Origin of the sequence: Nostoc sp. PCC 7524 (assembly GCF_000316645.1) — a bacterium.
In the GTDB taxonomy this organism is placed as follows: domain Bacteria; phylum Cyanobacteriota; class Cyanobacteriia; order Cyanobacteriales; family Nostocaceae; genus Trichormus.
This window is the reverse complement of the sequence record NC_019684.1, coordinates 5973824-5988869: the sequence shown is the minus strand read 5'-3', so window position 1 is coordinate 5988869 and position 15046 is coordinate 5973824. Positions and strand designations below refer to the sequence as shown.

The 15046-nt window shown below is 42.0% G+C and carries 12 protein-coding genes; 8 read left to right on the top strand and 4 right to left on the bottom strand.

Annotation, left to right across the window (positions count from 1 at the left end; genetic code table 11):
* The first annotated feature begins 12 nt into the window (after positions 1-12).
* Together NOS7524_RS27940 and NOS7524_RS24545 are read left to right on the top strand one after the other, a co-directional pair.
* A complete protein-coding gene (locus tag NOS7524_RS27940; RefSeq protein ID WP_015141177.1) occupies positions 13-2796 on the top strand; it encodes a GUN4 domain-containing protein in 2784 nt (927 codons plus the stop codon).
* Between the two features lie 259 nt (positions 2797-3055).
* Positions 3056-3820, top strand: coding sequence for a Uma2 family endonuclease (locus NOS7524_RS24545; RefSeq protein ID WP_015141176.1), 765 nt, complete (start codon positions 3056-3058; stop codon positions 3818-3820).
* Positions 3821-3823: 3 nt separating this feature from the next.
* On the opposite strand, the gene NOS7524_RS24540 is transcribed toward NOS7524_RS24545, so the two are convergent.
* From NOS7524_RS24540 to NOS7524_RS24525, 4 genes are all read right to left on the bottom strand, one after another.
* Positions 3824-4681, bottom strand: a complete 858-nt coding sequence (locus NOS7524_RS24540) for an oxygenase MpaB family protein (RefSeq protein WP_015141175.1) — start codon at positions 4679-4681, stop codon at positions 3824-3826.
* A gap of 52 nt (positions 4682-4733) precedes the next feature.
* Positions 4734-5864 (bottom strand): CO2 hydration protein, encoded by a 1131-nt coding sequence (locus tag NOS7524_RS24535; protein ID WP_015141174.1) that lies wholly within the window; start codon positions 5862-5864, stop codon positions 4734-4736.
* Positions 5865-6142: 278 nt separating this feature from the next.
* The gene (locus NOS7524_RS24530) at positions 6143-7645 is read right to left on the bottom strand and encodes an NADH-quinone oxidoreductase subunit M (RefSeq protein ID WP_015141172.1); all 1503 of its coding nucleotides are present in this window, start codon (positions 7643-7645) and stop codon (positions 6143-6145) included.
* A gap of 67 nt (positions 7646-7712) precedes the next feature.
* Positions 7713-9569, bottom strand: a complete 1857-nt coding sequence (locus tag NOS7524_RS24525; RefSeq protein WP_015141171.1) for an NAD(P)H-quinone oxidoreductase subunit F — start codon at positions 9567-9569, stop codon at positions 7713-7715.
* Between the two features lie 657 nt (positions 9570-10226).
* Between NOS7524_RS24525 and NOS7524_RS24520 the strand changes: the two genes are divergently transcribed.
* From NOS7524_RS24520 to NOS7524_RS24490, 6 genes are all read left to right on the top strand, one after another.
* Positions 10227-10535, top strand: a complete 309-nt coding sequence (locus tag NOS7524_RS24520; protein ID WP_010995042.1) for a carbon dioxide-concentrating mechanism protein CcmK — start codon at positions 10227-10229, stop codon at positions 10533-10535.
* 87 nt (positions 10536-10622) lie between these two features.
* The gene (locus tag NOS7524_RS24515; RefSeq protein WP_015141170.1) at positions 10623-10970 is read left to right on the top strand and encodes a carbon dioxide-concentrating mechanism protein CcmK; all 348 of its coding nucleotides are present in this window, start codon (positions 10623-10625) and stop codon (positions 10968-10970) included.
* A 6-nt stretch (positions 10971-10976) separates the two neighbouring features.
* Positions 10977-11279, top strand: coding sequence for a EutN/CcmL family microcompartment protein (locus NOS7524_RS24510; RefSeq protein WP_015141169.1), 303 nt, complete (start codon positions 10977-10979; stop codon positions 11277-11279).
* Between the two features lie 93 nt (positions 11280-11372).
* Positions 11373-13022: a ribulose bisphosphate carboxylase small subunit gene (locus NOS7524_RS24505; RefSeq protein ID WP_015141168.1), complete on the top strand. Its 1650-nt coding sequence runs from the start codon at positions 11373-11375 to the stop codon at positions 13020-13022.
* A 180-nt stretch (positions 13023-13202) separates the two neighbouring features.
* Entirely contained in the window at positions 13203-13949 is a 747-nt protein-coding gene (locus NOS7524_RS24495; RefSeq protein ID WP_015141167.1) for a hypothetical protein, read from the top strand.
* 32 nt (positions 13950-13981) lie between these two features.
* Positions 13982-14770: a carbon dioxide-concentrating mechanism protein CcmK gene (locus NOS7524_RS24490; protein WP_015141166.1), complete on the top strand. Its 789-nt coding sequence runs from the start codon at positions 13982-13984 to the stop codon at positions 14768-14770.
* The last annotated feature ends 276 nt before the right edge of the window (positions 14771-15046 follow it).

The following is a 15046-nucleotide window of genomic DNA, read 5'->3' as shown; positions in this document are numbered from 1 at the left end:
CACAAGCGATCGATGACACAAAACCCACAAGACCAAAACATATCCATAACGCCGGAAAGTGTTAAGCAACTCGTTAAGTCCAAACTGATTAATTTCGGTATTTCTGGGGCTTTGCTCTTGCTTGCAGTTCATTTCGCCCGCAACTCGGAATGGAAAAAAGCGGGGTTGTGTGCAGTAGCGGCTGTTGCTGTCTGGTTTGTTAAAAAACTCATTCCACGCATCGATCAACGCATAGATAAACTACTAGACTGGATATTCAGTAATGCTGAAAGATTAGCTTTGGATTTGTGGGCAAAGCTCACCTCAGATTTTGAAGGTAAATATTATCAAAGATTAAAATTTGACTGTCGAGAATATGAAATCCGGGGAATTAATCGCGGTGCTTTACAATTAGAAAATGTGTTTGTTCCCCTCAAAATGGCGCAGAAAGTAGCGGAACAAATACCACAAGATATTAATTATCCGCGAGAATTAATTAATCCACTGGAACAGCAAGAAATTGGTAACTTGCTAGTACAAATGAAAAGGGATGTTTACTTTAAAAGATTAGCTATTTTAGGTGCGCCTGGTTGTGGTAAATCTACTCTCCTTAGACACATTATTTTAATGTATGCGACGCGCAAACAACGGCGTTTACATCCCAAAGCACCGAAATTAATTCCGGTTTTGCTGCAATTGCGAGACATTTACCAAGAAATAATTCAAAATCCTGAGATACCTTTAGCAGAAATTATTGAGAACACAGTTAAAAAACTCCAAGCTAGTGAACCTCTGCAACCGCGTAAAAATTGGTTTGCTAAACGCCTGCGTGAAAGTAAATGTTTAGTCATGCTGGATGGACTAGATGAAATTCCAGATGATGAGCAAAGGCAAAATGTGAGTGCATGGGTTGATAAACAAATTGGGATATATCCTGATAGTTGTTTTATTCTCACTTCTCGCCCAGAAGGTTATCGCCAAGCACCACTAACACAAAATGTCTGTCAGTTGGAAGTACAGCCATTTATCCGTGAACAACGAGATAAATTTATTCAAGATTGGTATTTTCATCGTGTTAAACGAGAATATAACAATAAGGTAGATTTGGGTGTCAGAGATCGCGCCAAAAAACAGGCTAATAATCTCATTGAACAAATCGAAGTATCCTCATCTTTAAAACTGATGGCAAGAAATCCTTTATTGTTAAATATGATTGCCATCACCCATGAACCACATCAGACTTTATCTAATAAACGTGTAGATTTATATAAAGAAATTTGTCGAGTATTGTTAGAAGGTAGACAACGAGTTAAAGGACAAACTACGCTACTTTCTGCCGAACAAAAGCAATCTGTTTTAAAGTCTCTGGCTCTAGAGTTAATGCAACAAAATACCCAAGCATTTACTTTAGATGAATTTTCCCGTCGTGAAAAGACATACAAACAGGCGAAGTCTCTTATCAAAGACAAATTAGATAGATTTCCTCAAGTCACAATTACGCCAGAAGACTTTATTAAAAAAGATGATATAGGCGTGCGCGAGTTACTGAGTGATAAACAACAAGAGGGTATTTATGAATTTGCTCATAAAACCTTTCAAGAATATTTCGCAGCCGTTGAAATCAAAGACTCTCGACAAGAGAATTTATTACTGGAGGCATTTAATGATGAGACTAAGCTGGCTTGGTGGCGAGAAACAATTCGATTTTATGCCGCCCAAACAGATGCTAGCCAATTAATTGCCAATGCTCTTAATCATGCCAATATATCTGTATTAGCTCTGGCTTATCAGTGCAGCAAAGAAGCTCAAGAACTAGAACCTTCTGTAAAACAGCAGTTAACAGCTAAATTAGAACAAGGTTTAGCATCTAATAATTTAGCTGAATTTACTTTGGCGGCTGAAGTTAAACTTGCTGATAGGATGAGTCAGCTAAATCATGATTTCTTGGATGAAATTAATGTTGAACAAGACAGCATTACAGTTGATAGTAGTTATATAACTTGGGCAGAATATCAACTATTTTTCAATGAAACAAGTACACCAAGTACCTTAGCCAATAAAAGACAAGCTCAACAGCCTGTTACTAATATTAGCTTTTGGGATGCTAATCGGTTTTGTGCTTGGTTGAGTTTAAGAAGTCGCCAAGAATTAGCTGAACCAGGAATTTGTTATAGACAAGCATTAAAACCAGAACAAAATGCTGATGGTAAAATTCAACTGCTGCGGTTTCAAATACCTACTCGCTATGCACAACTTGCTTACTACCTAGCAGCAGGTAAATGGAAAGAAGCGGACGAGGAAACATTTCAGGTGATGTTGGAAGCTGCGGGAAGTGAAAAACATGGCTTTCTGGAACTAGAAGACATTCGGGAATTCCCCTGCGAAGATTTGAGAATTATTGATCAATTATGGGTCAATTACAGCAATGGACACTTTGGGTTTAGTGTTCAGAAAGACATTTATCTCAGTGTAGGCGGAATTTTAGAAGGAAGTCGAACAAGTTCACCTTTCAAAAAGGTTCTTGTTCCCTTCCAATGGATATATACCCGTTTTGGTGGTAGAGTAAGGGATAAGGAAGATGAAATAAACAAAGCTTACAAAGCTTATCAACGCTTCAGTAATATTGTGGGTTGGAATATGTCTGCAATTTGGTCGATAGACCCAACAAATATCAGGTTTATAGACAGTTCAAAAGTAAATTATAGTACAATTGCTCCAAAGGGACACTTGCCTACAATTAGAGATAGTATCGATTTTGCGACGGAGTGGACTACAGTAATGAGTTTTTTATCTCGTGTTGAAGCCTGTCAAAGTTAACATATAAAACTTCCAGAAATTTTGTAAACGTTTATCATAGCCTCCTTCCCCACGCAAGAATTAACATTTCATAAATCTGATACCTAGCAACCCCGTTGGGGAAGTCAAAAGCAAAAAATTGTAGGTTGGTTTTCCTTACGTCAACCCAACACCAATATCTATAGTTAAGTTTCCGAGATTAATGTTGGGTTGCGCTGCGCTTAATAGTCCCCGACTGTTAAACTAAACAACAACCCTTACCCTGTGCAAAGGTGATCTTATGACCTCTGCAACTAATCTAGACACTGACCTCACCCCATTTCCCGACCATACGCAGCTACCAGAGTCCGACGGCACTTTTGTGAAAAATTGGCAAGAACATCCTCAAAGTATTTTATTGACGGACTCAATTCAACCCGTCCTCAAACAATTACATCCTGATGGTCAATATTGTATTGGTCAGGACTTAGGCATTTATTGGCGTTTAACTGACCCCCCAGAGAAAGGCGCAGAAGCACCGGATTGGTTTTACGTAGGAAATGTCCCGCCTTTACTTGATGGACAAACACGCAGGTCTTATGTATTATGGCGTGAGTTTATTGCTCCATCAATTGCTTTGGAATTTGTCTCTGGCGATGGTACAGAAGAACGAGACAAAACTCCCTGGAAGGGTAAATTTTGGATTTATGAGCAGGTGATTCATCCGGCTTTTTACGGTATCTATGAAGTGAAAAAGGCCAGTGTAGAAGTTTATGAATTAATTGGTGGTAGATATCAGCTATTATCAGCCAATGAACGCGGACGTTATCCTATCACACCCTTGGGAGTTGAGTTAGGTATATGGGAGGGTGAATATCAAAATGCTGAATTACCCTGGCTACGTTGGTGGGATTTGCAAGGTAATTTGTTGCTGACTGGTGAAGAGAGAGCCGAACAGGAACGTCAACGAGCAGAACAGGAACGTCAACGAGCAGAACAGGAACGTCAAAGAAGCGATCGCCTGATTGCTCAATTGCGCGCTCTTGGCGTTGAACCAGATGTATAATTATTATCTGCTGATATTTTCTGCTGGCCCTAACTTCCCTATCTCATAGCCATTGGGATAGGTGCGGATGGGAGAATCAATATAAAAGTTTGGCTGAGTGCGTGGTGGTAATAACCGCAGTAATCTAGCGCGTAATTTCAAAATATTAGCTACAGTAGAACGCAGAAACGGCGAGGGATGGGGAAAGCCAAAAGCATCGAGCATTGTATCATCTAGTAAAGCATAAATCATGGGCGCTAAGAGCGATCGCATCCACCCAGGAAACCAACTCAAAAACAAATCACGGGTTGCTTCCCCCACACGTCGATTAGTCTCTGAATAGTGAAAGTTTTGGCGTTCGTAGTCTAAGTTATAGCGTTCAAATTCTGCATAGCTTTCGGGGATATTTTGAATATCCATGCGCTTACCTACTTCGCACCAGAAGTAAAAAGCGGCTAATTTTTCTTGTTCACACATTAACCGCCAACCAAAACGCTCATTCCACCGGATAGGCTCGTAAATAAAAGTCGAAAGCACATACAGAAAATCAGCGTTATCAATCTTGAAGCGGCGGTGGATGGCATTCATCCGTTCTAAGGCTTGCTTACCGCGATCGCTATCATATCCCCACTTGACAATCTCAACCATAATTATAGTTGTATCATCATAGCGTTTTTGGGGACGATGAATAAATTCCCCTGTTTGATTCAGTAATTTAGAAATGCTAGGAATACAGTAAGTTCGCATCAGTGCAACTTCCAGGGAACGCGTTATGTCCCAAGGAAACTCATAGCCGTCCATCCAATGATAAATCTGGCAATGGTCGTTTACTGGGTCTAGTTGCTGAATCAAATGAAGATTTTTATAGCGACCTTGTTGCATTTGCCATGTTTCTGTTAACAGCTAGTACAAAATTATAATTGTTTTCTGGCACTTAACTGTTAACATCAACCAACCGCGATGTTGTAAATCTATCCATCCATTTTTCTAGATAAATTTGATTGGCTTTCTGTTCTGATGGCTCTTGTGTATCCGCAGGATAAGGCATCAATCCTAAAATCGCGGCTGTCGTCACACAAAACATTGATTTTTGGAACGTCATACAAATCTGCACGCGCAAATCATCTTCACCTCTGGGACTGCGGCGATAAATTTCATGCAGATACTCTGGTAAATAATGGCGCATATCTTGCATGAGCAAGGTAGGAGGAATACCCGCACCACCAATGGGTAAAGGATCAGCATATAATGCCCCGTACTGGAATCGAGCTTGATCCGGTGGAATTTGATATGCTTGGGCATTATATGAAACTGTTCCCAAAAATGGAGTGCCTCTAAAGAAAACCGCTTCTACATAGGGTAAAGCAGTATCTGCTAAAAAAGTCAACCCTAAACTTTTAGGAATAATATCATAGACTTTTTTGTTAATTTTTACAGCGTAAGTAATTGGTCTTAAGGCATCTGCTACTAAACCGGCTTTAATATGGTCTACAACTTGAGGAATGGTTTGAATTTCACCCCGGTCATAACGGTCTGATAAGTTGAGGAAAATATCAGCCATCACCCGCCAAAATTGACCTAAACCACTATAGTAGGAAGACACACGTAACTGTTCAATTAAAAAGTCGGGAAACAGTTGATTCAAACCCATGACTAAGGGATTGTTCGCAAATTTTGCTTTGATTACTGCTTGCGCTCTTTGTTGAAATTCTTTGGTATCTAAATACGCATCTAAACCACCGCCACCATGCCACATCATGGCTTTCATGCAATACTCGGCATATTCAAAATTAATTCTGTCGTGCCACCAATGACGCAGTAATTTTTGCCAGGTGATTTCACCATTAAAATATTTGAAAAACGGGAAAAATACTAGAAATTGATTTTCTGCTATGTAAATAAGATTTTTAGAGTAAGCATCTAAAACTACCCCGTAGCTTTTCAGGATACCGACAACTTCTAAGACATTTTCTGGACTGTCTGCCAGTAAAGCTTCTCCAGTTTGTAGGCGTTTAATATACTCGGATAATGGATGGTTTTTCTGCTTGTTTTTAAGAGTGACCATTTTTGCTTCTCCAAATAAAATAAAAATATTTTTTTAAATTGTTGGTTAATAATTGGTAACTGGTAATCGTTGGGCTATTCTCATTACCGTTAACGATGTATCAAATCAGTTTATATCCCCCTAAATCCCCTTTAAAAAGGGGAGGCAGTGCGTTGGGCGGCTCTGCCGACTTAAAGCAACTGCCGTGGACTTTAATTCTTATTCCCCTCTTTTTAAGGAGGGTTAGGGGGGATCTGAATGTACTTAAAGTCACAGCCGAACACTTTTCAAACACCCTCTTAGCTTTTGCTTTTGATTTGGTCTAAAGAAACAGTAGCAACCGGATGTTCTACACTCACCATAGTTGTGACTGTTGGTTCAGTCCAATGTACTAACCAAGCGGGTTGGATACCGAAAATTAAAATTAGGGCAGCGAGAATCATTGCCGGGGCGCGATCGCTCCAGTAAACTCTAGGTAGGTTCATTACTGGCTCAGACAAGCGACCAAAAAAGGCCCGGTTAACCAGAATCAAGAAATACACTGCCGTTAAACCCGTACCCAGCATTGATAACAGCGTTTGTACAGGAAAAACTGGAAAACTCCCCCGAAATACAATAAATTCCGAAATAAACCCTACCATTCCTGGAGTTCCAGCACTAGCCATCACTCCTAACACCATTAAACTGCCAATCATCGGCATACCCCGTTCTGGGTTTAGCAATCCGCGAACCACGTTTAAATCACGGCTACCAGTTTTTTTATACACCACACCCACCAATAAAAACAGGAGAGCCGAAATTAAACCGTGGCTAATCATTTGCATGATAGCGCCCAAGGTACTTAATGGTGTGGCGGCGGCGGCGGCTAGCAATACATAACCCATATGTCCAATAGAACTATAGGCTACCATTTTCTTCATATCAGTTTGCGCGATCGCACAAGATGAACCATACAACACGCTCACCACTGCCCAAACTGCTAACCAAGGGGCTAAATATCCCCATGCTTCTGGTAATAAGTTCATCCCAAAGCGTAACAAGCCATAGGTTCCTAACTTCAACAATACACCCGCCAACAACACAGAAATCGGTGTCGAAGCTTCAACGTGGGCATCAGGTAGCCAAGTGTGCAAAGGAACTAAGGGCATTTTGATGCCAAAACCGATTAAAATTCCCCCCAACAGTAGCAATTGTGTGGCTAAGGGTAGTGACTTAGCATTTAAAGTTGCTAAGGCGAAATTACCTGCACCACTCAACCACACCAAGCCGAGGAAACTGGCTAGAATTAATATCCCGGAAACAGCAGTGTAAATCAGAAATTTTGTAGCTGCATAACCCCGTTTAGCACCACCCCAAATCGCAATCAGCAAATACAGGGGAATTAGTTCTAACTCGTAAAATAAGAAAAATAGGAGTAAATCCTGGGCGAGAAAAGCGCCTGATACTCCAGCACTTAACAGCAGTATCAAAGAGTAATAAAACCGAGGACGTTGCAGAGATTCATCACTGCTGTAGATGGCTATGCCAGTCAATAATCCATTCAACACTAGCAACGGTAGAGATAAGCCATCTACTCCCAGATTATAGTTTAATCCCAAGACATCTATCCAGGGTAGAAACTCTGTAAACTGCTGACTAACTTCCCCTGGATTGAATTGGCTAGCTATGATCACTGACCACAAGCAAGTTAAACTTGCAACAACTAAAGCCATACCACGGGAAATTTTGCCATTCTCGCCAGCAGGAAATAAACCAACTAATAGCGCACCCAATAAAGGGGCAAAAATTAAGGCACTTAGCATAGAACTACATGAGGAAGGGGACTGGGGACTGGGAAGGCTTATCGCCACGCTACCGCTAACGGCACTCTCAAAAAGGCAGTTTATCTAGTAAGCCTAATGACCAGCTGATGAAAAATCCTAGGGCGCTGATAACTACTAGGATGGTTAACATATAACCTTGGGATTGACCTGAAACGCTGTAGCGCAAACTTTGTCCGCCAAAGATGGCTGCAAATCCCACTAAGTTAACTAAGCCATCAACTAAATAGCGATCGCTCCATGCAGAAATTTTTGATAGTATGCCTACGGCACTAACTATGGTGAGGCGATAAATCCGGTCTATGTAAAAATCATAGCCTAATAGGTCTTGCAACAATCTCCACACCATGACTCTTGATCTCGACCAAGCTTTGTGGAGATGAATAGTGGAGCCAATGACTACACCAGCGACAGTAGAAGAAACCAACACTAAAACTACATACCAATCAATGCTTTCCCAAGTTGGTAGTAAATACCATTGCTGGAGCATTAAGGGTAATAATAAAGTCACAATTGTCAGTGACACCATTGGGAAAGCCATCGGCCAGCCAACTTCCGGGGCGCGACGAGTTTTTTGTTGTGGTTTCCCCCAAAATACTAATCTAAATACCCTGGTCAAGTTTAAAGCTGTTAAGCCATTGACTAAGATTAAAACTGCTATCACCCAAGGGCTAACTCTAACTAAACCATCAGCCCAGGCTAGCATTGCCCAAAAGCTACCCAGTGGTAGGAGTGTCACCATCCCGGCTGCACCCACTATAAAAGCGGTGGTAGTGGCTGGCATTTTAGACCATAAACCACCCATTTCTGTCAAGTCTTGACTGTGGGTGGTAAAAATAATCGAGCCAGAACTCATAAATAATAATGCTTTAGCGATCGCATGGGTGAGCAGCAACATCAACGCCACACCTCCTTGTTCTAACCCCACAGCTAAAAACACTAATCCCATATATGCACTTGTTGAATGGGATAACGCCCGCTTAATATCTGTTTGAGCTAGACAAACTAAGCTAGCTCCTACGGCTGTCACCCCACCGATGATGATTAAGGCGTTCAAGGCTACTGGTGACAATACTAAAATTGGCTGCAATTTATATAACATATACGCACCACCAGCTACCACCAACGAGTTCCGCATCACAGAAGCTGGATTGGGGCCTTCCATTGCTTCATCTAGCCACAAATGCAGGGGAAACTGAGCGCATTTACCAGCAGGGCCAGCAATTAAGGCTAAACACAACAACGTTGCAGTCAGTGAATCTAACTGGGCTGTTTGCACCCATTCATACAAATCAGAAAAGTTTAAACTACCTGCTAAGGTGGAAAGCGTCACCACAGCCATCAACAGCATCAAATCTCCGACTCGCTTTGTCAAAAACGCATCTCTAGCTGCTGTGACTACCAAAGGTTGAGCATACCAGAATCCCACTAGCAAATAAGTAGAAAGGGTCAGAACTTCCAACAATGCGTAGCTGAGAAACAAGGAATCGCTGATTGCTAAACCACTTAATGCTGCTTCAAAAAATCCGATGAGGGCAAAGAACCGAGCTAAAGACCAGTCCTTTTCCATATAACCTAGGGCATAAATTTGCGCTAGCAAACTCAACCCTGTGATTAATACTGATGCCCCAATACTGATTGATGATAGTTCCAAAGCGAAGGATAGATTTAAGTCCGCAGCTTGAAACCATGTCACAATTAAATTTTCTTGTTCTCGGCTCCAAATATCTTTAAATACCAAGAGACTGTGGGCAAAAGCCAAAAGGGTTGTCAACAAGTTCAAGTAAGCCGCAGGTCTTGGCCCTGTGCGTCGAATTATTCCTATTCCCCACGGCAATGTTAAAAGTGCGCCTATCAAGCTATATAAAGGGACACACCAACTTGTTGCAAAAAGAAATTGATTCATTTAGATTTCCCTTGACGACTCAGCCTTAATCTTTTTTAAACTCTTAAAACAATCATTTACTAAAAAAAATCATTTCTCCAAAAAACTATGCTTTTTTTAATTTTCTTTTGATGAAACTTAAATAACTATTTTTTACTTAGCTCCTCCGATTAATGTTTAATTAGACATAGGTTGATTAACTCAAAAACATTTGTTGTTACTACGTCTTCATGTATGCTAAGTTTTCTATTGCTAACTTGAGAAAAGAACTTTATAGCAAACATAAGAAAAGCTTATAAGTTTTTTCTATACTTTTGATTTACAGTATAAAATTAAGGAAAGACAGAGACAGCAAAACATACAGCCTCTGACCATTCCTCCCTAGACACAATTTGTCTTAGTTATCAATATCTGTTAATGAATGTCATAAAAAAATTATAAAGCATAAGTGGTTGCTCCAGAAATCAATGGACTTTGATTGCATAGAACACAGGTACAAATTTTTGTTAAGTTTTTTAAAACTTTTTTATTATAAACTATTATACTAATTTATATTGCCAGGAACGCCAAGCTTTCCTATGCTTAGTTTGGAAGTGTTTTTGTAGCTCAAGATGAGCTTCCCCGTCCAAAATTTCCCACCACAGTATTAATTGGATTAAATTTTTTAGGAGTTCTGGGATGCCAATTGCAGTTGGAATGATTGAAACTAAGGGATTTCCCGCAGTAGTAGAAGCAGCAGATGCGATGGTGAAAGCTGCACGCGTAACTTTGGTAGGATATGAAAAAATTGGTAGTGCCAGAGTCACAGTAATTGTGCGGGGAGATGTATCTGAGGTACAAGCCTCAGTAGCAGCTGGGATTGAAGCAGCCAGAAGAGTTAATGGCGGTGAAGTCGTATCGACTCACATCATCGCTCGTCCCCACGAAAACTTAGAGTACGTCTTACCGATTCGGTACACGGAAGCTGTCGAACAGTTCCGTACCTAAAAGCTGATAAAAAAAGTAATTAACGGGGTTGCCTTCTTGAGCATCATTTAAGTCCAGAGCTAAAAATTTGATCAAGGAACAAAAGGAATGTCAATTGCAGTTGGAATGGTAGAAACGCTGGGTTTTCCAGCCGTAGTAGAAGCAGCAGACGCAATGGTAAAAGCTGCGCGTGTAACTTTGGTTGGTTACGAAAAAATCGGTAGCGGTCGTGTGACAGTTATTGTGAGAGGAGATGTGTCTGAAGTTCAAGCTTCAGTGGCAGCAGGCATTGAATCAGTCAAGCGAGTTAACGGTGGACAAGTGTTGTCTACCCACATCATCGCTCGTCCTCACGAGAACTTAGAATATGTGCTTCCAATTCGATATACCGAAGATGTAGAGCAATTCCGGGAAAATGTGAATGCAATTCGTCCCTTTGGCGGTAGAAGACCGTAATTAGTAATGCAAATTGCCAAAGTTCGTGGCACAGTAGTTAGCACACAAAAAGATCCCAGTCTTAGAGGTGTGAAGCTACTTTTGTTGCAATTAGTAGATGAAGAAGGAAACCTCCTGCAAAAATACGAAGTAGCAGCAGATAGCGTAGGTGCAGGAGTCGATGAGTGGGTACTGATTAGTCGTGGTAGTGCTGCTCGTCAAGTGCTGGGTAATGAACAGCGCCCTTTAGATGCAGCAGTGGTGGCGATAATTGATACTATTCACCTGGAAGATCGTCTCGTTTACAGCAAAAAAGACCAATATAGGTAGTCATTAGTCAATAGCCATTAGTCAACAGCCTATGGACTATGGACTATAGATAATGGACTCCAGACAAAAGCTTAAATCAGGAGGAATCTCGCAATGGCAGTCCGCAGCACGGCGGCACCCCCAACCCCGTGGTCGAGGAGTTTAGCTGAAGCCAAAATCCACGCAACCGCATTTGTACATCCTTTTTCTAACATTATTGGGGATGTTGTGATTGGTGCAAATGTGATCATTGCACCAGGAACTTCAATTAGAGCCGATGAAGGTACACCCTTTTACATTGGAGAAAATACCAATATTCAAGATGGTGTAGTCATTCATGGCTTAGAGCAAGGCCGAGTAGTTGGCGATGATGGGCAAGAATACTCGGTTTGGGTAGGTAATAACGCATCCTTGACCCACATGGCGCTGATTCATGGCCCTGCTTATGTTGGGGATAATTCATTTATTGGTTTTCGCTCTACAGTATTTAATGCCAAGGTAGGAGCAGGTTGCATCGTGATGATGCACGCTTTGATTAAGGATGTAGAAGTTCCCCCTGGTAAGTATGTTCCTTCAGGAGCGATAATTACTACCCAAAAGCAGGCCGATCGCTTGCCAGATGTGCAACCCCAAGACAAAGATTTTGCTCATCACGTCATAGGCATTAATCAAGCATTGCGGGCTGGATATCTTTGTGCTGCGGATAGCAAGTGTATTTCTCCCCTTCTCAAAGAGCAAGTTAAATCTTATACAACTAATAAAGTTAATGGATTAGAAAGGAGTAATGAAGTGGCAAGCAGCTTGGGTGCAGAAACCATAGAGCAGGTACGCTATTTATTAGAGCAAGGGTATAAAATTGGTACCGAACACGTAGATCAAAGAAGATTCCGCACAGGTTCTTGGACTAGCTGTCAACCAATTGAAGCTAGATCCGTAGGCGAAGCCGTGGCAGCGTTGGAATCTTGTTTGACAGACCACAGTGGCGAGTATGTGCGTCTGTTTGGTATTGACAAAGGTAAACGACGGGTATTAGAAACCATCATTCAACGTCCCGATGGTGTAGTGGCAACTTCCACTAGCTTTAAAGCGCCTGCTAGTACCAATGGCAGTTACAGCAACGGCAACGGCGCTAGCTATAGCAACGGCTCTGGCAGTGGCAAACTAGCAGCTGAAACTGTACAACAAATCAGTCAACTCCTAGCAGGTGGTTACAAAATCGGCACAGAACACGTAGATGAGCGTCGTTTCCGGACTGGTTCCTGGAATAGCTGCAAGCCCATCGAAGCCACTTCCACCAGTGAAATTGTCTCGGCTTTAGAAGAATGTATGGACAGCCACCAAGGCGAATACGTGCGGTTAATCGGTATTGACCCCAAAGCTAAACGGCGTGTCCTAGAATCAATTATCCAAAGACCTAACGGCCAAGTAGTCACCTCTGGTAGTAGCCAAAGAAGCTTTGCCAGTGCGCCATCTGCCACAGCAACTGCCACAGCTACCGCTACCCGCTTAAATGCGGAAGTAGTAGATCAGATTCGGCAAATTTTGGCTGGTGGGTATAAACTGAGCTTAGAACACGTAGACCAGCGACGTTTCCGCACAGGTTCGTGGAATAGTAGCGGGACAATTGCAGCTAACTCTGAAAGAGAAGCGATCGCCGCAGTAGAATCTGCCTTAGCTGAATATGCTGGAGAATACGTGCGGTTAATTGGTATTGACCCCAAAGGCAAGCGTCGGGTATTGGAAACCATTATTCAGCGTCCATAGTAGAAGGGAGTAGGGAGTAGGGAGTAGGGAGTAGGGGAAGTAAGAGGAGTGGTAAGTAAGGGAAGTAGGGGGAAATTTTTAACCCAGTACCCAGTACCCAATACCCAATCACCATTTCCCATTCCCCATTCCCCATTCCCTTCTCCCCACTTGATATCGGCTTCCGAGGTTAAAATTTCCATGTCTGTGCCGCCACTACGCCTCCACAATAACTTTGATTCCTACATTAGTGGCGAGGTGACAATTCATCCTAGTGCAGTCATTGCACCAGGGGTGATACTCCAAGCGGCTACAAACAGTAAGATCATCATTGGGGCAGGGGTCTGTATTGGTATGGGGTCAATTCTCCAAGTTGATGAGGGAACTATAGAGGTAGAAGCAGGTGTAAACTTGGGGGCTGGTTTTTTGATGGTTGGTCAAGGCACAATTGGCTTAAATGCTTGTATTGGTGCAGCAACAACAGTGTTTAAATGTTCTGTTTCTCCAGGATTAGTAGTACCACCCGGTTCGATTTTGGGAGATAACACTCAGCAGATTAGTTTAGCTGAACCAACGATATCATCGACAAATACCACTGCTTCTACAGATACCCAACAACCTCAAACAAACGAGAGCCAATTAATCACCTCAACTAGCCTCTCAGCGTCAGCCTCTGTGGAATTTAAACACCAGTCCATTTCTGGATCAGAACCTGCAACAACACCAGAAAATCAGTTTGTTGCTGGAGAAGAAAATACGCCTGAGACTGACACTAACCTGACAGAACTCAGCCCTGAAGATTCAACATCTGATCAACCTGTCACTGAATCCCCTAATGGCTTCAGGACTCAAATTTATGGGCAGGGAAGCATCCAAAGACTTTTGGTGACATTGTTTCCCCATAGACAAGCCCTAAACACCCCAGTCTCTGACGATCAGTCTGAGTAAGTGTTAAGTTGTGAATATCCTGGAGAATTCACATGGAGACATATAATCAACGTTCTATTAGCACCAATCAGACATCGCGTCGTCGAGATAACCTCAAGGATACTGCCCTAGGGTTAGTATCCACTCTTAGTTTTCCGGCGATCGTGGGAACAGCTGACATGATGTTAAAATCGGCTGGGGTTCACCTAGTTGGTTATGAAAAGATTGGCAGTGGTCACTGTACGGCGATCGTCCGGGGTGGCATTGCTGATGTTAGGCTGGCGGTAGAGTCTGGTGTGCAAACTGCCGAACAGTTTGGTCAGTTAGTTTCTAGCTTAGTGATTCCCCGACCTTTTCCTAACCTAGATGTAGTGCTACCCATTACGAACCGTCTGAGTCAGTTCATGGAGGAGGGAAGATACAGCCGTTTGAGTAACCAAGCCATTGGTTTAGTAGAAACGCGGGGCTTCCCAGCTATGGTAGGTGCCTGTGATGCTATGCTCAAAGCTGCTGATGTCCAACTAGCATCCTATGAAAAAATCGGTGCGGGTTTATGCACAGCCATTATTCGTGGCTCTGTAGCTAACGTGGCAGTAGCAGTAGAAGCTGGAATGTACGAAGCAGAACGGATTGGGGAGTTAAATGCAGTCATGGTAATTCCTCGACCCCTAGATGAATTAGAGCAAACCCTGCCCATAGCCAGTTGCTGGATCGAAGAACGCCAGCCATTAAGACTACCAGTGAACATCAAAGAACAAGTTGCCGAAGTGGAAGTGTTACAGTTGCCAGATTTAGCTACCCTGCCTGTAAAAATTACAGAAGAAGTATGGAATGATGAATGATGAATTATGAATTGCTAATTGAAGAAAGATAAATTCCAAGAAATTTTCATCCTCAACTCAACATTCAGGATTCAGCATTCATCTTGCAGCTGGAAGGCATCTTACGCTTTGCTTGTTTTTTTGATGATAACTTCTTCAGACCATAAATAAAATAATTTTCTTCTAATAGCGAGGATAGATTTTTATCTATAATAAACTCATAATTTTCGTATGAGTGAAGCTGTGTCATGTATGAGTGTTCAGTGATACAAGTTTTATATTGATAAATCGCTATTA